Raw genomic sequence first — 20983 nt, 5'->3', positions numbered from 1 at the left:
GCACAAAAGTGGCTCAAAAATAAATTTTACGTCCCAATTTGATTTGAGTTTATTTCGAATAGTGTGTAAATTAGATAGCGTAGTCAAAAATAACCGTCACCCACAAGATAGCCGAATTTTTGAGCGATATTTTCAAAAGGCATACACTATGTTGATTTCTGAATGAATTAATTTATGACCGAAATTCAAAAAAATCAACACCGATTTATTTACATAATGGCTCATTGTGGCTGGCGGTGAACTTTAGTTAGGCACGGAGGGAATTGGATGAAGTTACAGCGGGTTACAACCAGTGTATTATTGTTTTCCACAATTTTAGGGGTCAGTGTACCCGTGCAAGATCAATTTACGCAGCAAGTTGCTTACGCAGACACTGACGTCTCTAGCACGATGATAGCCGATATTAGTCAGGCGCGTGATGAAGTTCAAACTTTGGTAAAGACATTGTCACCAAATATGACAGACGACGCAACTTCTCAATCGCCATTGGTACAAACGTATGACACGCATTTATCAACGGTCAATACTATTGAGACTCAAATTACAGCGTACGAAGCCGGAAAGCTGTCACGTAGTCAGTTCTTGACGGCCGTTAAAAATATTGAAACGTCACTGATTAATTTAGCAACGCCAGTCGACTGGCAAGCTGAAGCGAATTTAGTTGCGGCTTTATTGCAGGAACGTCAGACAGAAATCAGCCAATCTGGCATTGATCAGTCAGCCCTGAGTACGAATATCGCCAAGTATCAGAAGTATACAGACGCCACGACGATTTCAAAGAATACACTGATGCGCTCGAAAACGGGGCTTAGTATGCTTTGGAACAATCTAGTTAATGCGTTACTTCAAACCAGTGTCGATACCGACACCGATACCGGCGACACCACTCTCCATGACGATCAGCGTACCTTTGCGAACTTTATGTTGACACAGCTGGCTACGATGAGACAAACCCAAATTAAGCAACAGGCGGTTGGCACCGATGCTTCAAAGCAAACAGCCCTAGCAATGGTAACCCAAAGTTTAGCTAATGATAAAGCTAAACTTGCTGATAAAACATTAACGAAGACTGGTTTGATTAGTTTAGTGAAGGGGTTTTATTCAGAATACGCAGCAATTATTCCGGTTACCACATACAACCAAGCCAGTGATTCAGACCGCAGCACTGCGATAGCACAACTGCAAGCAACTTACGAGTCGGTTTTGGCAGCGTTAAATCAAATTACGGGTTACGACACGGATGTTGCAGTCGCAAAACAACAACTGTCCCAAAAATTAGCAACGTACGAGTCGCAGATCGGTCAGGCCCAAACTTCAACTGCAATCAATAGCGTCATGTCGACAGGACAGTCGGCCTTGACGGCATTGAAAACACTTAAACCTACCAGCGATGAGCTGGCCAGTACCCTAGCCGAAATTCAAGCGGCAGCAACTGCCCAAAAACAAGTCATTGATCAAGATGATTTGGCGTCAACCGCTCAAAAATTGACGGCAAAGGCAACCATCGACGCACAAGTTACCAAATATACGAGTAATGCCAACATGGCAACCACGACGGTTCAAGTTTTAACGACCATCAAAAAGGCTGCCATCTCAACGATTCAGGCAACTCAAGCCATGCACACGGCAGCTGCCACAGCAACGACATCAACAGAGGGCGGCTTAACCACTGATCAGATTAATGCAGCCATCAACGCTGTCATTACGACTGGAAACCGCAAAAAGGTTGGGATTCAAGATGATCAAAACGTAGCAGCAAATCTAAAAGTGGCCGCATACGCTGCAGTTGATAAGTTGGTAACCAACTATGAAAATCAGCTTAGGCGCGCAACTACACTAGCTGAGATGACCGCCATTCAAGCAAGCGGTCAATCAGCTGTGAATGCCTTCAGTGTTTCCGCCAAGGCGTCGTCGACAGATTCTATTAAGGCAGACCAATCAACGAAAATCGTTTATGCAATCGGTAAGGTTAAACTTTACAAACACGCATCTCTGACTGGGTCGGTAGTGGCAACCTATGCCAAACAAAAACGAACTAAGCGACCAATGTTTAAGGTCGTCAAGAAGACCCAAAATTCAGATGGTCAGTCAGTTTTTGCTGTTAAAGCAATCCGTAGTGGTCAAACAGGTTATTTAACGGCAAGTCGTCAGTCCGTTGTGAATGCTTACTATCAAACAACGCCTAAAACGATTAAAGTCATAGCTACTAAGGGAATCAACCAGTATCAATCCAAGCAGTTAACCGGAAAGAAAATGGCAGTCAGCAAAGGGCGGACGTTGCGAGTAAAAAAGCTGATCAAACTTGGCCTGACAAGTCGATTTGAACTTACGAATGGTCACTACGTTTCTGCCAATAAAAAATTGGTATTGGCAACAAAGTATTAACGTGTAGGGAGGCTTTATCGGAATGTCAAGAAAACGACTAATAGCACTCATTGTGAGTTTGGCTGTGATATTTGGATTAGGGTTTGCAGGTTATCGAGCTATGAATCATACCGTTAGCCAGGCAAGCAATATTTATTCGACCAAAAAACAATCGGGGTCAGCATCTTCGGCAAGCGCTAGTATGAGCTCTGAGGCAAGTGGTGCAACCGCCAGCGAGCAAGCAGTTGAGCAGAGCAATAATTCGAAGGCTGGTACCCGTCATTCAGATGAACAGGTTAAAGCGCTGACGGGCAACGTCAAGCAAAGCAAAACAGCTCAAGCAGACACGGCGCGGTCAGGTACTTCAAATAAAATTAAGGCGGTTCGATCTAAATCTAATCGATCAACTGATACGGCGAAGCAAACTGCTACTTGTTCGTTAGTTGTCCGTGGCCCAATAAAAAGTGGTAATCATGTTTTGTTGAGTAAGTCAGCCATCACAATTCACAGTGGTGATACCGTGGGTAAAGTTTTGATTCGCGTCGCCAAAGCGAGTCACGTGGCGGTTTCGTACCAAGGAAATGGTACGACGCTATATGTCAGAGGAATTGCGGGACTGTTCGAATTTGATAAAGGGTCAGGCAGCGGTTGGTTATACGCTGTAAATGGCAAATTTCCGGGCTATTCTAGCGGAAAATACCGAGTAAAAAAAGGCGACAAAATTCAGTGGCTCTATACGGCTAATTTAGGTAAAGATAGGGATGCACCGCGGGTGTCACAAAGATAAGCGTGATTGTTGCAAATTCGAGCGATGAAAAAGTCAAAATCAAGGTTAAAATAGCGAAAATAAGGGGTATTTAAATGGAACCAAAAGTGGGTTTAATCAAAAAAATCAGTTTAATTGTACTTGCTGCCGTTACTTTGCTAACCGTCACCACGTCGTTACAAGCACAAGCGGCAACCCCGTATTATGACAAATCAATCAATCAAGCAGTGAGTTACATTAAAACTAAAACCAGCAAGAACGACTTAGATGCCTGGGATGCACTGGCTGTGAAGCGGTCGCCAAAGGGCATGAGTTCAGCTGCTAAGAAAGTGTTTAAGAAGCGATTGGCAGCAAAGTTTAAAAGCCTGGATGGTCATTACGCAGCTGTTGATTACGAAAGAAGTCTGATTGGCGCAGTGTCTGTTGGTGTGAAGCCGACTAAGTATGAAGGTAAGAATCTGGTAACAGGTATTATTAAGACCGCGCCCAAATCAAACGCTGGCATCAATGGTAAGATTTGGGGCGCCATTGCGCTGAGTACCGCTAATTACGGCAAGACCAGCACTAAGACGGTCAAAACTTTGATTGCGCAAATTGTCAAAGCTCAAAATACACAGGGTGGTTGGGCAATCAGTGGTTCGGTAAGTGACGTGGATGTAACAGGAATGGCATTGATGGCGCTGGGGATGCATAAAACTTACCCTGGTGTGAAAACCGCGATCAAACGCGCGGAGTCAATGTTAAAAAAACAAGCGTATCACCCAAGTACCGGTGATTTTATTATAAAAAATGCTTTTACAAATCAGGCGAATGCTAATTCCAACGCACTGGCAATTGCCGGGCTATCAGCAGCTGGCATTAATCCGGAAACCACTTTTAAGGGTAAAGGTAGCCTAACGCCCATCAGGCGACTGATTAAGTTTCAAAAAACGACCGGTCAGTTTCGCTGGTTATTTGGTCGTAATACTGGTGCCTTGCATATGTCGACGCAACAAGCCGCTTATGCGATGGAACAGTATCGATATTACCGATTAAATAAGGGCTCGATTTTCAAATTCTAAAAGTGGGTAAGGAGAATCGCAATGACGTTTAAAACAATTACTAAAACATTAACTGGCATTGCCTTGCTGAGCCTTGGCTTGGCGCTCGGCAGCACAAACATCGCTGGATATCCGGCAACTGCACAGGCTAAGACTAAATCAACACGGGTCGTCAAAGTGACGTATAAAAAGCTCGCCAAAAATAGTTACTCAGTAGCTAAGGGGAACTTCTACCAGACGAGTTATCTAAAAAAAGTAACTCATTATGCCAAAAATTATCCGCACACTACTTTTTATACCTATACACAGGCGACAGTTACTCGTGCTAACGGTAAACACGCGATTTATGACCACGTTAAGTCAAAAAACGGTAAAGTTAACGGGTGGATTTGGCACGGTTATTTGAAACAACGTCATTCAGTTGTGACACCTAAGGCACCAATTACCGCTTTAGTCGGTACTGAAACAACGAATACAGCTACCAGTAACGCAACGTCGCAGGCTGAGCAGGTTCAAGTACAGGTCTTTGGTCCCGTTTTGCAGGGCAATAAAGTTTTAGCCTCCGGCACGGTGACGATTACTGATGGCGATACGGCCTTTACAGTATTGCAAAAATTAGGTGTGCCACTCAGTTACACTGGCACTGGTGGTTCTCTTTACGTTAGCGGAATCGATGGTATGAGCGCAGGTTCGGGCGGTGCCAATGGTGGGTGGCTATACAGTGTGAACGGTGTTATCCCAAATTACAGTGCAGGCACTTATAAGGTGAAGGACGGCGATATCGTACAATGGCTATGGACGCAAACACTGGGCGACCGATAAGACACCCCCGACATTTAGTGATTGAACAGCTCAATCCGTGGGTTCTATTAACCTATTACGTCGCGGTGGTTGGCTGTGCCATGGTTTTTATTCACCCCGTTTTTTTGGGCACGATGTTGATTTTAATGGTTGGCGTGAACTTGGTCGGCAGAAGCGGTCATCGAGTCTTGATGACGTTAGAGGGCAGCGTCTTTATGGTGGCGTTCATTATGGTCCTTAACCCACTGGTCAATAATCGTGGTGCGCATGTCATTTGGACGTTCGGTGGCGTTTTGATCACGGTTGAAGCCGTGATGTATGGCTTACTCATGGCATTATCGCTGGTAATCGTGTTGTTGACGTTCATTTCGTATAATCAATACCTAACGAGTCAAAAGTTCATGTATTTATTTTCACGGTTTTCGCCTAAGTTAACGTTACTGACCATGATGACCTTAAGATTTGTGCCATTATTTATCAAACGCTTCAAAGGCATTATTCAAGCACAGTCGTTGCGCGGTATCGAGGTAGAACAGGGTGGCTTTCGGCAACGCAGTATTAGTCTAGTTAAGTTAATGGCCGTGCTGCTAGAAGATTCCTTTGACCGAGCGCTACAAACTGCGGATGCCATGAGTGCCCGTGGGTACGCTAGTCATAAACGCACTAGTTTTCAGCGTTATCGCTTTACGCAACGTGATTTGGTCTGGCTGCTCTGGTTGCTTTTGTTGAGCGGTAGTTGCTTCTTTGAGGCCAGTCAAGGAATTGGAAGGTTGGTCATTTACCCATCATTGGGGCAGATGGGTTTATCCGTTGAAGGATGGCTGGTATTGTTAGAGGTCGCAATTTTGGTGAGTTTTCCAATGATCTTAGAAGGATGGGAGTGGGGATGGTGGCACTTGTTGAAACACGGCATTTAAACTTTGAATATGCGTTATCAGACCACAAAAGTCTTTCGGATGTGACTTTATCAGTTGAAGCCGGTGCGTTCATTGTGATTGCCGGTCCTTCTGGTAGCGGTAAGACGACACTCCTTCGGCAGTTGAAGCCAGAGCTCCAACCGGTCGGTAAACGGACGGGTGAAATTCTTTTTAATGGTCACCCAATCAATGAATTAGGTACGGTCGTCAGTGCCCAAAGCATTGGCATGGTCTTTCAAAGCCCCGATGATCAATTAGTGATGGATAATGTGATTCAAGAATTAGCGTTTTCACTGGAGAACGTGGGCATGTCATCCGGTGATATCCAGAGACGAATCGCTGAATTAGCCAGTTTTTTGGGGCTCCAAGATTTGCTGTATGAAGATGTGACGAACCTATCTGGTGGTCAAAAGCAATTAGTTAATTTGGCGTCAGTGTTGATTTTGCGTCCCAAGTTACTTTTATTAGATGAACCGACAGCTCAACTTGACCCAATTGCCACCAAGTCGTTTATGTCGTTGTTGCAGCGAATTCACGAAGAATTGGGCATTACGATCGTCATGACTGAACACGTTCTTGACGATGTGTTGCCACTGGCTGATCAGCTTTGGTTTATCCGAGCAGGTGAAATAACTGACACTAACACAGTGAGTGACACTTTAGGCCATCTGTGGCAACAACCTGACGCCCGTCTGTTTGTGCCAGATGTGCCCTATGTTTTTTTGAATAATCAGTTAACTCAGACCAGTGGGCTGCCATTGACCGTTGTGGCAGGACGACGAGAATTACGTGAGGGCAAGGCAAAATTTAAACGGCCCGTCATTGCGACAGCCAAGGAACCGGTAAGGCGTAACTGGGCAGTCAATCTCACTCACGTGGCATTTGAATACGACCGTAACGGTAATTACGTCCTCGATGACTTAAATTTGAAGGTGCCGGAAAACGATTGGCTCGCCATTATTGGCAAAAACGGCACCGGCAAGACGACGCTGCTAAAAGTCATGATGGGCTTGTTGACTCCAAGGCGTGGCACCGCCAAATTACTTGGTAAACGCGTTAATTCATGGCACCAACAATCACTGTATCAACAGGTCAGTTTCCTATCTCAAACCCCCAGTGACTATTTTAGCTATGACACGGTAATGGCGGAATTTGTCGCAAGAGCTGAGCAGCTAGGACTTACGGATCCAAAGCAGGCTGCTCAGGAGATGCTCACCCGACTCGACTTAGTGTCATTGGCGAACCAGAACCCTCATGACGCCAGTGGCGGCGAACAACAATTGATTGCTTTGGGCATATTATTACTATCGGCGCCCAGCGTACTATTACTTGACGAGCCAACTAAAGGCCTTGATCCGGTGCGGCGTCAGCGACTGGGCAAGATCCTCAAACGATTACAGCAAGAACGGGGTGTCACCATTGTGATGGTCAGTCACGACATGGCGTTTAGTGCCCGCTTTGCCGATCACTGCACCTTATTATTCGACGGGCAAATTGTCTCGCAAGCTGAGCCACACCAATTTTTTGCCGAAAATTTCTTTTACACCACTGCAACTAACCGATTGATGCGTGACCTTGTGCCTAATTTGATCACACGAGAGGAGGTCGCCGTCGTTGAGTAAATTAAAACAACGGGGCGGATACCTGATTTCGATTAGTCTAATGGTGCTCTGTTTAGTGTGGATTACGTATTTTAATGGCGATCAGCATTACTTGATTTTGAGTCTGCTATGCCTGGTTTTTAGCATGCTACCATTCTACTGGCACTTCGAAATGAAGCGGTCAGAGGCCCGTGAAATTGTGTTTTTAGCGGTCTTGGCGACTATGGCGGCAATGGGCCGGGTTGCCATGGCGGCCTTTCCTGATGTCAAGCCGACTAGTTTTATCGTGATCGTAACGGCGTTAGCGTTAGGACCGGAATCTGGATTCATCGTTGGCTCAACAGCCGCAATTGTCTCTAATCTCTTCTTAGGACAGGGGCCCTGGACGCCTTGGCAAATGTTTGCTTGGGGCATGATGGGCGTTACGGCTGGATTGTTAAGAAACTTGAAGTGGGCCCATCAGCGTGGCTGGTTGGCTACCCTGGGTATTATCTACGGTTTTTTGTTTGGTTGGATCATGGACCTTTGGTATGCGCTGGTATACGTTCAGCCGTTGAACGCTAAAACGTTTGTGGCGGCTTTCGCAGCTAGTTTTTACTTTGATTTGGTCCATGGCGTGACCACGGCCGTTTTACTCTTTTGTTTCTACAAGAGTTGGTATCGCATTATTACGCGGTATAAGTATAAGTATGGTTTGATGGACGCGCGTGAGGAATTGGAGCGGTCGTCTTTTTAAGTCCGTTTTGAATTTGTGGTGTGAGATGACCCGAATTGTGATTGGCCAAAAAATTTTTCTCGATGGTAAATCTTGTTGGAGCACGGGTTGGCTGGGTGTTATTAAATATCCGTCTCGATACTATATATTGATAATTGGTTTCAACCAGGATACTATATATAGTGTTGAATGCTGTTTGAGGCGGCTGTCAGTATTAGTGTTGGGTGGCCGTAACGTGTAAAAAATAGCAGTACCCGGCCGCGTAAGCCATCAATCCAAATGACCAAGATCAGGTCATCTGGATTGATGGCTTACACTCTGGGTACTAACCGCTATTTTTCACACTCATATTTTCAAAAAAGGAGACCCGCCATGCAGACTAAATTACAGAGTACCATCGTCCTTTCTGACGATTTTATTAATCAAATTAAACAAACGGTGACGCCACACTGGGGTGACCTTGGTTGGGTGACCTATAAGCGGACTTATGCACGTTGGTTAGATGACAAGCAACGAACTGAGAACTGGGATGAAACGGTGAAGCGGGTCGTTGAAGGTAACATTAACTTGGATCCGCGTTTACATAACGGGAAATTGACGGAAAAGGTTATCACTGAATTAACTCAGGAAGCCCAAGATTTATTCAAACTGGTCTATGGGTTAGGTGCTACACCATCTGGTCGTAACCTATGGATTGCCGGTACGGACTATCAGCATCGTAATGGCGACGCCCTGAACAACTGTTGGTTTATTGCCATGCGGCCACAACCCTATGGTGACAGTCATATTGTGCCGGCTTACCTAGATGCTGATCAAAAGGCCGTTTCAATGCCATTTTCCTTCCTATTTGATCAATTGATGAAGGGTGGCGGCGTTGGCTTTTCCGTTGTCACCAGTAATATTGACCAAATGCCGGCCGTTGATCAGGCGATTGACCTGACAGTTGTCGTTAGTCGTGAGAGTGCGTCACACGATGCATCAATTAAGTTAGGTGCTGTGGATAAAGAAGATTGGGTCGCTAACCACAGCCTTGATGATGTCATTTATGAGACATTACCGGATACTCGTGAGGGATGGGTCCTCGCAAACGCACGGATGATCGATATGCACTTTAATGCGCTGAATCCCGAGGGTAAACAACACCTAGTTTTAGATATCAGCAATATTCGGCCTAAGGGTGCTAAGATTCACGGTTTCGGCGGTACTGCTTCAGGACCGATGCCCTTGGTTGAAATGCTGTTTGATATTAACCAGGTTTTGAATCAGCGAGCTGGCAGTAAGCTATCAGCAGTTGATTGTACCGATATGGGAAACCTAATCGGTAAAACTGTGGTAGCCGGTAACGTACGTCGTTCAGCTGAACTGGCACTTGGATCTGATGATGACAGTGAGTTTATCACCATGAAACAAGACCAAGCCAAGTTGTACCATCATCGTTGGGCTTCCAATAACAGTGTTGCAATTAATTCTAGCAAGGTCACTTACGATGACATCGCTGATTCAATTACCCACAATGGTGAGCCGGGCATTGTGAACCTAGAGTTATCACGGCACATGGGTCGTACGATCGATGGTTATCAGGAAAACGTTGATGGTAACGTTGAAGGGACTAACCCCTGTGGTGAGATTTCCCTTGCTAATGGTGAACCATGTAACTTATTTGAAGTATTCCCGTCAGTGGCGACTGAACAGGGTTGGCGACTTGAAGATGCCTTTCGTCTTGGCACTCGTTTTTCAAAGCGCGTCACCTTTAGTCACTATGACTGGGAAGTTTCCAGACGTGTGATCAACCAAAACCGACGAATCGGCATCTCAATGTCTGGCATTCAAGATTGGTTCTTAAACGACTTTGGTACACGAGTCGTTAAAGGGTTTAAGGATAGTACAGACCGCGTGACGGGCGAACCAATCAAGGTACCAGTGTATGATGAACAAATCAGTACGCGGGTCGATCAACTTTATCAGTCAATTAACGCCGCAGATCAAGCCTATTCTGACGAATTAGATTGCCAGACTTCCATCAAGCACACCACGGTGAAGCCGTCTGGGACGGTTGCCAAACTGGCTGGCGTTTCTGAAGGCATGCACTTCCACTACGCGGGATACTTGATTCAACGGATTCGTTTCCAAGATTCCGATCCACTCCTGCCAGCGTTGAAGCAAGCCGGTTACAAGATGGAGCCAGATATTTACACTAAGAACACCATTTGTGTGGAATTCCCGGTTCGCGCTGCTCATGCCGATAGCAAGGCCTTTGCGTCCGCCGGTAATGTGCCAATTGCTGAACAGTTTGCTACCCAAGCTTTCTTGCAAACGTACTGGTCAGATAATGCAGTGAGCTGTACGGTGACGTTCCAGCCAGATGAAGCTGATCAAATCGCTAGTTTACTGAAACAGTACCGGTTTACCACGAAGTCAACGTCATTGTTACCATATGCGGGTGACGCCTTCGAACAGGCACCAAAGGAACCCATTACCAAGGATACCTTCGAGCAACGTCGGTCACAGATCACTGGTGATGTGAAGGCCATTTTCGAAGCCATGAATGATGATCAAAAAGACGTTGAGCTAGTTGACCAAAGTGATTGTGCTGGGGGCGCTTGTCCAATTAGATAGTGTCAGGATGATTAGATTATTTGAAGTCTTAGGGTGAAAGGATATTTCATCCTAAGGCTTTTTTGTTATTGGCTTGCACAATTAAAAAAGTGAGTGTATACTCACTGGTGAGTAATCAATTACTTACCTTTAAGGGAGGAATCGAAATGACCGATGCAATTATTGATTTAAAGCATTTAGTAAAACGATTCGGCAAACAAACCGTTTTAAAAGATATCAATTTAACTGTTCAACCTGGTGAAATTGTGGGGTTAATTGGACCATCTGGAGCTGGGAAGTCCACCGTGATTAAGACGACTTTGGGAATGGAAGTTACAGATGGTGGTAGCGCTACTGTTTTTGGTGAAACCATGCCAAACCGAATGTTACTGGCACGCATTGGCTACATGGCCCAAACGGATGCACTGTATGATACTTTATCGGGCCGAGAGAATTTGAAGTTTTTTGGTCAAATGAAGGGAATTTCTGGTGCTGAGCTCAACCAAGCGATGGACCACGTTGCCGGAGTGGTTGATCTGAAAGCTGATTTGGACAAACGGGTTAGTGGTTATTCTGGCGGGATGCAGCGACGTTTATCACTAGCAATCGCGTTGCTTGGTAATCCGGAGTTACTGGTGTTAGATGAGCCGACTGTCGGGATTGATCCCGCGCTGCGGCGTCAGATTTGGGCCGAGTTAAATGCTATTCGCGATGAAGGTCGGGCCATTTTGATTACGACCCACGTGATGGACGAAGCTGAGCTGGTTGACAAGGTGGCACTATTACTGGGTGGTAAGGTAATGGCCTTTGATGAACCGGTAGTCTTGAAATCACAGTATAAGGTGAACACGATTGAAGACGTATTCTTGAAAGCAGAAGGTGACCTCAAATGAGAATAATTGCAATTGCAAGACGGGTTCTAAAGGAACTTTTCCGTGATCCACGAACGTTGGCGATGATGTTCTTAGCACCAATTCTAGTGCTGTGGTTAATGAGTGTGATTTTTAATGCTAATTCGACCACCAACGTTAAAATTGGAACGGTCGGGTTACAGTCCAGCTTGACGACCAACATGGACGATATTAAGCACGTCAGCGTGCACAAGTATGATACGCAAAAGGCCGTCAAGCAGGCTTTGAAGGACGACAAAATTGACGCGTACGTTAAGAAAACTGGCGATGATTACAGCATCACTTACGCTAATACGGATTCAAGTAAAACTTCGGCCGTTAAAATGGCGTTCAAGAGCGCTTTGACGGTAACTAATGTGAACACGATGAAGTCACAGTTGAAGTTAGCCAAGGGTACGATTGCAAAGTTGGAGCAGACCTTACCAGTAGCCCAGCAAAAGCAGCTACAAGCCATGACTGGTGCCCAAAAGAAGGCTGTAACGCCAACGATTCATAACCATTACGTCTATGGTGATTCAAACACAGGTTTCTTTGCTAAAATGCTACCAATCTTAATGGGCTTCTTTGTATTCTTCTTCGTCTTCCTGATTTCAGGCATGGCGTTGTTGAAAGAACGGTCCAGTGGGACGTTATCGCGCTTATTGGCAACGCCAGTGAAGCGATCAGACGTGGTCTTTGGTTATATGCTTGGTTATGGACTGCTCGCCATTTTGCAAACAGTGATTATCGTTTACACGACGATTTGGTTGCTTGGTGCTGAGGTTGTGGGCTCAGTCATCAACATCATTGTTATTAATCTGATTTTAGCCCTAGTGGCGTTGGCCTTTGGTATTTTATTATCGACCTTTGCTGCTTCCGAATTCCAGATGATGCAGTTTATTCCAATCGTCGTGATTCCTCAGGTCTTCTTCTCAGGAATCATTCCGATGGACTCAATGGCACACTGGATTCAAGATATTTCATATATTATTCCGATTAAGTATGCAGGTGACGCGGTTACTGGTATCATGATGCAAGGTAAGAACTTGAGTTCATTCGGCTTAGATATCACAGTCCTGCTCATCTTCCTCGTGGTTCTAACGATTTTGAATATCGTTGGACTCAGACGTTACCGGAAAGTATAGGGAGTGACCAAGGGTGAAAGAACAGATTTTTGCTAGTTATAAGGATTGGGTTGCCAACCAAGAGATGCCAAACGGCAAGCGGTCGGCCATCCTTTCAGCGCTAGAGCTATTTTCAAAGCAAGGCTATGATGGGACTTCGACGATGGCGATTGCCAAACACGCGGGAATTAGCCAGGCAACTATCTTTAAGTACTTTAAAACCAAACAAGATTTGCTAAAAGAAATTTTACGTCCCATTGTTCAGAATTTGTTACCAAATTATAAAACTGAATTTTTGGATTCGTTACCTGATAAACCGACGCTAAAGGAAAACGTTGCGTTTCTAGTCCGTGACCGTTACCATTTTTTGGAAGCTAACTCGGACGTGATTATGATTTTTCTTTCGCAGGTCTTAACGGGCGGTGAAAGCAAAGACTTGTTTATTGGGTTTATCACTGAGAGCGAAAAAGATTTCGTTAATAATATCTTTGATCGGTTTAAGCGGACCGGAGAAATGAGCCCATCGGTCACACCACTCGTCATGCTGCGCACGATTGGTGGACAACTGTTAACCTATTTTCTCCAGACGCATAAAATTGCCCCGCAATTACCAGTGGACAAAGAAGCGGACCTGAATTTGATTATTGAGCTCGTTACGAAGACCATAGCAGCTGAATAAATGTTGGTGATAGTGGCACGAATGCTTAACCAGTGTAGCAGTTGAAAAACGTGGATTCCCGATTTGGGGAGTCCACGTTTTTTACGTTTATGGATTTAGTAATTAAAAGTGAACTCATTCAGACGGTTGTTGAGTTGCATTCAAAAAATTGTGTGGTAGAATGGATAAATGTTAGCTTACTAACAATTTATTGTAATAACTGAATTATTGAAGAGGATGTGCTATTAATGGATCAAAAAATCTCCCCGAAAGTGATTGGGGCGATCATTGCTACGGGATTGATGTCGTTTAGTGGTGTCGTGATTGAAACGGCCATGAACATTACTTTCCCAACTTTAATGAAAGAATTTAACGTACCAACTAATCTGGTTCAGTGGATGACCACAATTTATCTGCTGGTAGTGGCAGCTTTGGTACCACTTTCGGCAACTTTAAAACGTCGCTTTAAAATGAAGTCACTTTTTCTAGTTGCCATCAGCTTATTTATCATCGGCGTTATCACGGACGGCTTAGCGCCTGTGTTTGGTGTCTTATTACTTGGCCGAGCGATTCAAGGCCTCGGGACTGGGATTGCATTACCCTTGATGTTTAACATTATTCTTGAACAAGTCCCGATGTCTAGGCGAGGTACGATGATGGGCATCGGTACCCTAATTACGGGGGTGGCACCTGCAGTCGGACCAACCTTTGGCGGCATTGTGGTAGCAACAATGGGCTGGCGTTACATCTTTGCGTTCTTACTGCCACTACTGGTGATTGCGCTGGTTCTCGGAATAACGTGTATTCAACAAAAAACACCGACCAGTGCAGCGTCTGTTGACCAGCTAAGTGTTATTTTGATTGTATTGACATTTTGCGGCCTAATTTTTGGCATTAGTAACTTTGGTAGTAGTGCTTTTTGGAGCATTAACGTTGTTGGCGCCTTGTTGATTGGTCTTATCGGACTTGGCCTATTTATTTGGCGTAGTCGTCAGTTGCCACATCCGGTGTTGGATTTAAGTTTATTAAAAAATCGAGGGTTCAGTTCCAACTTACTGGCCTTTTCACTCATTCAAATTACCTCTTTAGGCCTCTCATTCTTGCTACCGAACTACATTCAACTGGTTAACGGCCAGAGTGCCTTAGCAGCTGGATTAATTGTTTTACCTGGAGCTGCTTTAGGTGCTGTCATGTCACCACTAGGTGGTCAGCTTTATGATAGTCGTGGTGCCCGCGTGCCATTGCGAGTGGGTAGTATCCTTTCACTTATTGGCATGGTGGGGCTTAGCATTTGGGGTAGCCACCTCAATGTTTGGGGTATTTTATGTTTATACACCTTCTTCATGCTTGGCGTGGGGACCCACTATGGTAATTTGATGACTAACGGGTTGAAGCAACTGACTCAGACTCAAAACAGTGATGGCAATGCTATTTTTAACACGGCACAGCAGTTCATGGCAGCGTTGGGGACCAGTATTGCCTCTGCAATGGTTGCCGCTGCGCAAGCTACGGCGCATACCCAAGCAATCGGGACAGCAATTGGCTCAGAACACGCTTTTTTGGTACTCACGGTTCTTATTGTTGCCGAACTGATCATTGTTTGTATCCTCACGAAACAAAAGGTGAGTGCGGTTGATTAAATAAAACAGTTTCAGGGCTAATATGTATGATAGAAAAAAACTCAGTCATTCGATTTTTACAATTCGAGTGACTGAGTTTTTTTGTAATTGCTTTAAATGCTTAATGCTTTAATCGATCGTAACCAAGGCCTTAATGGCTTCACGATTAGTCATTGCTTGATAGGCGTCATCGATATCATCAAGGGCGTAACGCTTAGTGAAGACTTTACCTGGATGGATATCGCCATCTAAAACGGCCTTCAATAAGACTTGTTTATCGTAGGTGGTTACGGATGCAGGACCACCAGCGATAATCGTGTTGTTGTAGAAGGAAGCTGACATATCCATCTTAGGTTCGTGAGGGAGACCCACTCGACCAACAATGGCACCAGGACGGCCGACCTTCATGGCAGTTTCGACAGAGAGTTCAGTCCCAACGCATTCAAGTACGGCGTCAGCGCCAGCACCGTTGGTTAGTGCCATAACTTTGGTAATGGCTTCATCGCCACGTTCAGCGACAATGTCAGTGGCACCAAATTCAAGCGCCAATTTTTGACGGTCTTCGTGACGACTCATGGCAATAATTCGCTTAGCACCACGCATTTGGGCTGCAATGACACCACACAAGCCCACGGCACCGTCACCAACGACAACGACAGTGTCACCGGTGGAAACGTTGGCAACTCGAGCGGCGTGGTAGCCAGTGGCCATGACGTCAGCCAAACTTAGTAGAGAATTCAGCATTTCATCACTGTAATCGCTTGGTTGACCAGGAATTTTGACCAGTGCCCAGTTAGCGTGAGCAAAGCGGATGTATTCAGCTTGCACACCGTTACTGAAGTTGTCAGTGTGCGCTTGGCAGTCACCGTCAAAGCCGGCGCGGCAAGCAGCACAGTGACCACAGCCGTGGGTGAACGGCGCAATCACGAAGTCGCCAGGAACAACTGAGGTAATGGCATCACCAACTGATTCGACGATGCCAATGGCTTCATGACCGGAATTTTGTGAATGGGGGGCTTTTTCTTCCAGATCGCGGTATGCCCAAAGGTCTGAACCACAAACGCAGGTGCGAACGACGTGGATAATCACATCATCATCAGCTTGAATCGTTGGCTTATCGATGTCTTCAACGGCAACTTTACCAGGTTTCATAAACATAGTCGATTTCATAAAAGATAACACTCCTTAAAGGTTGTATTTACTTTACTTTAAGTGTTTTCAATCAGGCTGTAAAGTTGCCAAATCAAGGTATGGACACTAAAACCCGCTAGGCAAAACGCTTTTGCTCGGTTAATACTTTGTTTGTATGGTTAGTATAGCGGTCAGGTATGTGACGGTACTGACTAACGCTAATAACCGCACCACTTGGTTAGGAGTTTATACCACTTAGGTCAAAGTGGTTTACTGCGACTTAGAAATCCGGTTTACTAGTAGAGTTGAATGACTTTAAAACGTTGACTTGTAAGGCTTTAAATCGTCAAAGTGATTGGGTCTTTACTTTTTTATTTTATAAGAGGATAATACTGCTTGCTTTGTGTGACCGGTGAGTCAATTTGGTTACGTATTATATGGTAGAGTTGTAAAGCTTACTCATGCTTTATGACGCTATCGCCATTTGTGTGTCATGGTATTGACCACTTTGGGGGATTGTTGCAAGTCAGCGTGGACAACCACGACAAGGGAGGATAACCAATGTTATTAAAAGCAATCGGCAAGTATAAATTGCTGGTTACCGCAGCGTTGTTAACGATGCTGCTACAAGTTGGTGCTGCACTTTGGCAGCCTAGTTTTATGAAAAATATTTTAAGTGTGATGGCAGATATGTCACTATCGACTGATAGTAAAATCAATCAGGTGAGTGGCTATGGTGTTGCACTGATTGTGATTGCGGTAGTCGGCCTCATTGGGTCAGTCTTAAACACAATCACTGCCGCGAAGTTAGCGCAGTCCGTTTCCGCTGATTTGCGTGAACAGACTTTCCGTAAGATTCAACAGTTCTCATATGAAGACGTTGAAAAATATAAGGCGGATAACTTAGTCGTTCGAATGACAAATGATATTACCCAAATTCAAACATTATTAATGATGACGTTCCAAATTTTAATTCGAGTACCGCTATTATTTATTGGCGCGTTCATCTTATCAATCATCACCATGCCACAACTATGGTGGATCATCGTCGTGATGGTGGTTTTGATTGTATTGGTCACTGGTTTATCAATGCGGAACATGGGCCCACACTTTGGTGCCTTCCAACGGTTAATGGATAAGATTAATTCAATCGCCAAGGATAATCTACGTGGTGCGCGGGTGGTCAAGTCCTTTGTGCAAGAAGATAGCCAGGCCGCAAAGTTCGACAAGGAATCAGACGAACTGTTGGGCCACAACTTGGCAGTTGGTTATACTTTCTCGACTATGATTCCTGCCTTTACAGTAATTTCACAGTTAGCGATTTTCGTTGCCATTTGGTTGGTTTCAACTAACATTACCCAGTCCGCATCGTTTGCCCAGGATCAATTGGGCGGTATTATGACGTTTATCCAATACATGATGCAAATTATGTTTGCCATCATCATGGGTGGGATGGTGTCGATGTTTGCTTCCCGTGGGATGATTTCAATTGGCCGAATTTCAGAAGTGCTTAATACCGAAACATCGATGCACTATGTTACAACGGATGCTGAAGACTTAGCCGGTTCAGTTGAATTCGACCACGTGTCATTCTCATACCCGAATGACGCTGAACCAACGCTTAAAGACATTAGCTTCAAGATTCAACCTGGTCAGATGGTCGGGGTTGTGGGTGCCACCGGTGCCGGTAAATCAACCTTGGCACAACTGATTCCGCGGTTGTTTGATCCCACAGAAGGAACCGTCAAAATTGGTGGTAAGGACTTAAAACAAGTTTCACAGCTTACCTTGAAACAGACGGTATCAATTGTGTTGCAAAAGGCCATTTTATTCTCAGGCACAATTGCTGGAAACTTGAAACAGGGCAAGCAAAATGCTTCTGATGAGGATATGGATAGAGCGGCCACGATTGCTCAGGCTGCAGAGTTTATTGATCGTTTACCGGAACGTTATGATGCTCAGGTTGAAGAACGGGCCAACAACTTCTCTGGTGGTCAAAAGCAACGACTCTCCATCACACGTGGCGTCATCAAGCAGCCTAAGGTGTTGATTTTAGATGATGCAACGTCAGCTCTTGATGCCCGTTCTGAAAAACTGGTTCAAGACGCCTTTAACCGTGAACTTAAAGGAACTACCACGGTGATTATTGCCCAAAAGATTTCATCTGTCGTCCATGCTGACACGATTTTAGTGTTGGACGAAGGCAAATTGGTGGCCCAGGGTAATCACCACGAACTGGTTGAGAACTCACCAGTTTACCGTAAGATTTATGACACGCAAAAAGCACAGGAGGACGAATAGATGAATGATACTGCTCGAGCTATAAAATTCTTCTACCTGTATTTTAAAAAGTATAAGTTACAGTTTGCCGTGATTGTGGTCTTTGTTATTGCGGCGACGTATCTGCAAGTAAAGGCGCCAGTGATCATGGGAGATGCCATTACCCATCTGACCACTTACGTTGGTGACTTTTTTACCCATCAACATGCGCCTGAAGCAATTAAAGCTTTGAAGAAGATTGCCAGTGCGGGTGTTGCTTCTCAGGACGCCCTGCAAGGTATTGCTACCAAGTTGAGTCAAGCATCTGGTCATACGATTGCTTGGCAAACGCTGACGGATAACAACGTGCCACAACAAGTGCTCGCTAGCTTGCCTAAGGGCACGACGATTCATAGTATGCAACAGCTGGCAGCCATGCCTGATAACTGGCGTAATTTGACGAATGCCAACGTGCCAGCTTCAATCTTGTCATCGCTACCACATGGGACGACGATTCACAGCTTACACACAGTGGCCGTTTCAAGCGCTGCTAGCAAAGCAACCTTCTTCAAATCAATGTGGTTGCTGTTTGGCTTCTACGTGATGACGGGTGTTGCGCAATTGCTCTACACGATTTTGTTTACCCGAATCGTGGCGCACTCTACTAACCGGATGCGTAAGGGCTTGTTTGGTAAGTTGGAACGGATGACGATTGCTTACTTTGACCGGCATGAAGATGGTGACATTTTAGCCCGGTTCACTTCTGACCTAGATAACATCCAAAACACCTTGAATCAAGCTGCAGTTAACGTGACGACTAATATCGCGTTGTTCATCGGCGTGTTAATTATGATTTTTAAGCAAAACGTCAGCATGGCATGGGTCACCGTTTCGACCACACCAGTTGCGGTGTTATGCGCAATCATTATTATCATTCAAGCCAAGAAGTACACCGACCGTCAACAAGCCGAAGTCAGTGTCTTGAATGCATACATGGATGAAAAAATTTCTGGTCAAAAAGCAATCATCGTTGAAGGTCAACAGGCCGAAACAATTGAAGGTTTTGTTGAACGAAACGAAAAGGTTCAAAAGTCTACCTTCGCTGCTCAGGCTTGGTCAGGGATGATTATGCCAGTGATGAACGGTTTTTCCTTGCTGACGACCGCGTTGGTGATTTTCTTGGGGACCAAAATCGTCTTGCATGACTCGTCCATGACAACCGCTGTTGCCTTAGGGGTAGTCGTGACCTTTATTCAATACGCGCAACAATACTACAACCCAATCATGCAAATCTCATCTTCCTTCGGTCAATTGCAACTTGCCGTCACTGGTGCAACGCGATTAAACGTGATGTTTGATGAACCAGAAGAAGTTCGGCCTAAAGATGGTCAACCATTTGAGCATGTCGGTTCAGGAATTGAGATTGAACACGTCGATTTTGGTTACTTACCTGAGCGTCAAATTCTCAAAGACGTTAACATTAGCGTCGAAAAGGGGGAGATGGTGGCACTTGTTGGACCAACCGGTTCAGGGAAAACAACCGTGATGAACTTGATGAACCGGTTCTACGACGTGGATAATGGCCATATTAAATACAATGGGGTCGATATCCGTGAGTATGATTTGGATCAGTTACGTTCAAAGGTGGGAATTGTGTTACAGGAATCCGTCTTATTTGATGGGACCATTGCGGATAATATTCGCTTTGGTAAACCAGATGCCACGATGGATGAGGTTATCGCGGTTGCCAAAACGACCCACATCCATGAATTTATCGAAAGTTTGCCAGATGGCTATGATACTCACGTTGATGAGGGTAACGATGTCTTTTCAGTTGGTCAAAAGCAACAAGTATCGATTGCACGGACGATTTTGACGGATCCGGAAATTTTGATTTTGGATGAAGCAACGTCGAACGTGGATACGGTGACTGAACAACAGATTCAACAAGCTATGGATGCTGCAATTGCTGGTCGGACGGCCTTTGTGATTGCGCACCGGTTGAAGACGATCCTTAACGCCGACAAGATTGTTGTGCTTAAGGACGGTCAAGTGATTGAAGAAGGTAACCACCATGAGTTAGTTGAAGCTGGTGGGTTCTACTCTGAGCTCTATCATAATCAGTTTGTTTTTGAATAAATATTGTTGATGCGCAGATTTTTACACACCTAAAATAGCACCCAGAGCGGTTAGATTTAAGCTCTCTGGGTGCTGTTTTTTAGTAAGTCATAAAATTATTTAGTGCGCTTTTGTCCGCCTTCGGCCGCCGGCAGACTGGTTGGTGGGTGGTCGCTGTGGGACCGGGTTCAACCGCTTTGCGTTTTCACCCTCGAACCAGAGCCCAAAAGGCTGGTCTCTGATTCGTCCAATGATGTAAGGGTGAAGCAACCCAAGAAGCAGTTCACTTCTTGCGTCACTTCACCCTAACATCATTTATCACTGCCACCACCCACCAACCAGTCTGCTTCTGGCGCTACGGCTGATGTAGTGGTGAGATGACGCA

General features: G+C 45.1%; 15 protein-coding genes. 14 read left to right on the top strand and 1 reads right to left on the bottom strand.

All coding sequences use genetic code 11. From position 1 onward, the window contains the following. Positions 1–267 precede the first annotated feature (267 nt). From FD04_RS03310 to FD04_RS03255, 12 genes are all read left to right on the top strand, one after another. Positions 268–2385 carry a DUF5776 domain-containing protein gene (locus tag FD04_RS03310; protein WP_056946977.1) on the top strand — a complete coding sequence of 706 codons (2118 nt, stop codon included), beginning with the start codon at positions 268–270 and terminating at the stop codon, positions 2383–2385. Positions 2386–2407: 22 nt separating this feature from the next. After that, positions 2408–3151, top strand: a complete 744-nt coding sequence (locus FD04_RS03305) for a DUF4430 domain-containing protein (protein ID WP_056946974.1) — start codon at positions 2408–2410, stop codon at positions 3149–3151. 74 nt (positions 3152–3225) lie between these two features. Continuing rightward, the gene (locus tag FD04_RS03300) at positions 3226–4191 is read left to right on the top strand and encodes a hypothetical protein (protein ID WP_056946972.1); all 966 of its coding nucleotides are present in this window, start codon (positions 3226–3228) and stop codon (positions 4189–4191) included. Between the two features lie 21 nt (positions 4192–4212). Continuing rightward, the gene (locus FD04_RS03295) at positions 4213–4992 is read left to right on the top strand and encodes a DUF4430 domain-containing protein (protein ID WP_056946969.1); all 780 of its coding nucleotides are present in this window, start codon (positions 4213–4215) and stop codon (positions 4990–4992) included. Next, positions 4959–5888 carry an energy-coupling factor transporter transmembrane component T gene (locus FD04_RS03290; protein ID WP_235805637.1) on the top strand — a complete coding sequence of 310 codons (930 nt, stop codon included), beginning with the start codon at positions 4959–4961 and terminating at the stop codon, positions 5886–5888. Before FD04_RS03295 ends, FD04_RS03290 begins: the two co-directional genes overlap by 34 nt. Further along, complete coding sequence (locus FD04_RS03285; RefSeq protein WP_191981747.1) at positions 5858–7510, top strand: ABC transporter ATP-binding protein; 1653 nt, start codon at positions 5858–5860, stop codon at positions 7508–7510. The genes FD04_RS03290 and FD04_RS03285 overlap by 31 nt, the downstream gene beginning before the upstream one ends. Then, positions 7503–8225 (top strand): ECF transporter S component, encoded by a 723-nt coding sequence (locus FD04_RS03280; RefSeq protein WP_235805636.1) that lies wholly within the window; start codon positions 7503–7505, stop codon positions 8223–8225. Before FD04_RS03285 ends, FD04_RS03280 begins: the two co-directional genes overlap by 8 nt. Before the next feature lie 351 nt (positions 8226–8576). Further along, positions 8577–10820 (top strand): ribonucleoside-triphosphate reductase, adenosylcobalamin-dependent, encoded by a 2244-nt coding sequence (gene nrdJ, locus FD04_RS03275; RefSeq protein WP_054699433.1) that lies wholly within the window; start codon positions 8577–8579, stop codon positions 10818–10820. A gap of 146 nt (positions 10821–10966) precedes the next feature. Continuing rightward, a complete protein-coding gene (locus FD04_RS03270; protein ID WP_056946966.1) occupies positions 10967–11692 on the top strand; it encodes an ABC transporter ATP-binding protein in 726 nt (241 codons plus the stop codon). Next, positions 11689–12834, top strand: coding sequence for an ABC transporter permease (locus FD04_RS03265; RefSeq protein ID WP_056946964.1), 1146 nt, complete (start codon positions 11689–11691; stop codon positions 12832–12834). The genes FD04_RS03270 and FD04_RS03265 overlap by 4 nt, the downstream gene beginning before the upstream one ends. A gap of 13 nt (positions 12835–12847) precedes the next feature. Continuing rightward, positions 12848–13492, top strand: coding sequence for a TetR/AcrR family transcriptional regulator (locus tag FD04_RS03260; RefSeq protein WP_056946961.1), 645 nt, complete (start codon positions 12848–12850; stop codon positions 13490–13492). Between the two features lie 227 nt (positions 13493–13719). Next, positions 13720–15111 carry an MFS transporter gene (locus FD04_RS03255; RefSeq protein WP_056946958.1) on the top strand — a complete coding sequence of 464 codons (1392 nt, stop codon included), beginning with the start codon at positions 13720–13722 and terminating at the stop codon, positions 15109–15111. A gap of 108 nt (positions 15112–15219) precedes the next feature. Here FD04_RS03255 and FD04_RS03250 read toward each other — a convergent pair whose 3' ends face one another. After that, on the bottom strand, positions 15220–16260 hold the full coding sequence (locus FD04_RS03250) for a zinc-binding dehydrogenase (RefSeq protein ID WP_054699438.1): 1041 nt from the start codon (positions 16258–16260) through the stop codon (positions 15220–15222). A 522-nt stretch (positions 16261–16782) separates the two neighbouring features. Between FD04_RS03250 and FD04_RS03245 the strand changes: the two genes are divergently transcribed. Together FD04_RS03245 and FD04_RS03240 are read left to right on the top strand one after the other, a co-directional pair. Next, entirely contained in the window at positions 16783–18522 is a 1740-nt protein-coding gene (locus FD04_RS03245; protein WP_056946956.1) for an ABC transporter ATP-binding protein, read from the top strand. After that, on the top strand, positions 18523–20619 hold the full coding sequence (locus tag FD04_RS03240) for an ABC transporter ATP-binding protein (protein ID WP_056946954.1): 2097 nt from the start codon (positions 18523–18525) through the stop codon (positions 20617–20619). It abuts the gene before it with no gap. Positions 20620–20983 lie beyond the last annotated feature (364 nt).

The organism is Secundilactobacillus odoratitofui DSM 19909 = JCM 15043 (genome assembly GCF_001434895.1).
Classification (GTDB): Bacteria; Bacillota; Bacilli; order Lactobacillales; family Lactobacillaceae; genus Secundilactobacillus; species Secundilactobacillus odoratitofui.
This window is presented reverse-complemented; position numbering and strand designations above follow the sequence as displayed.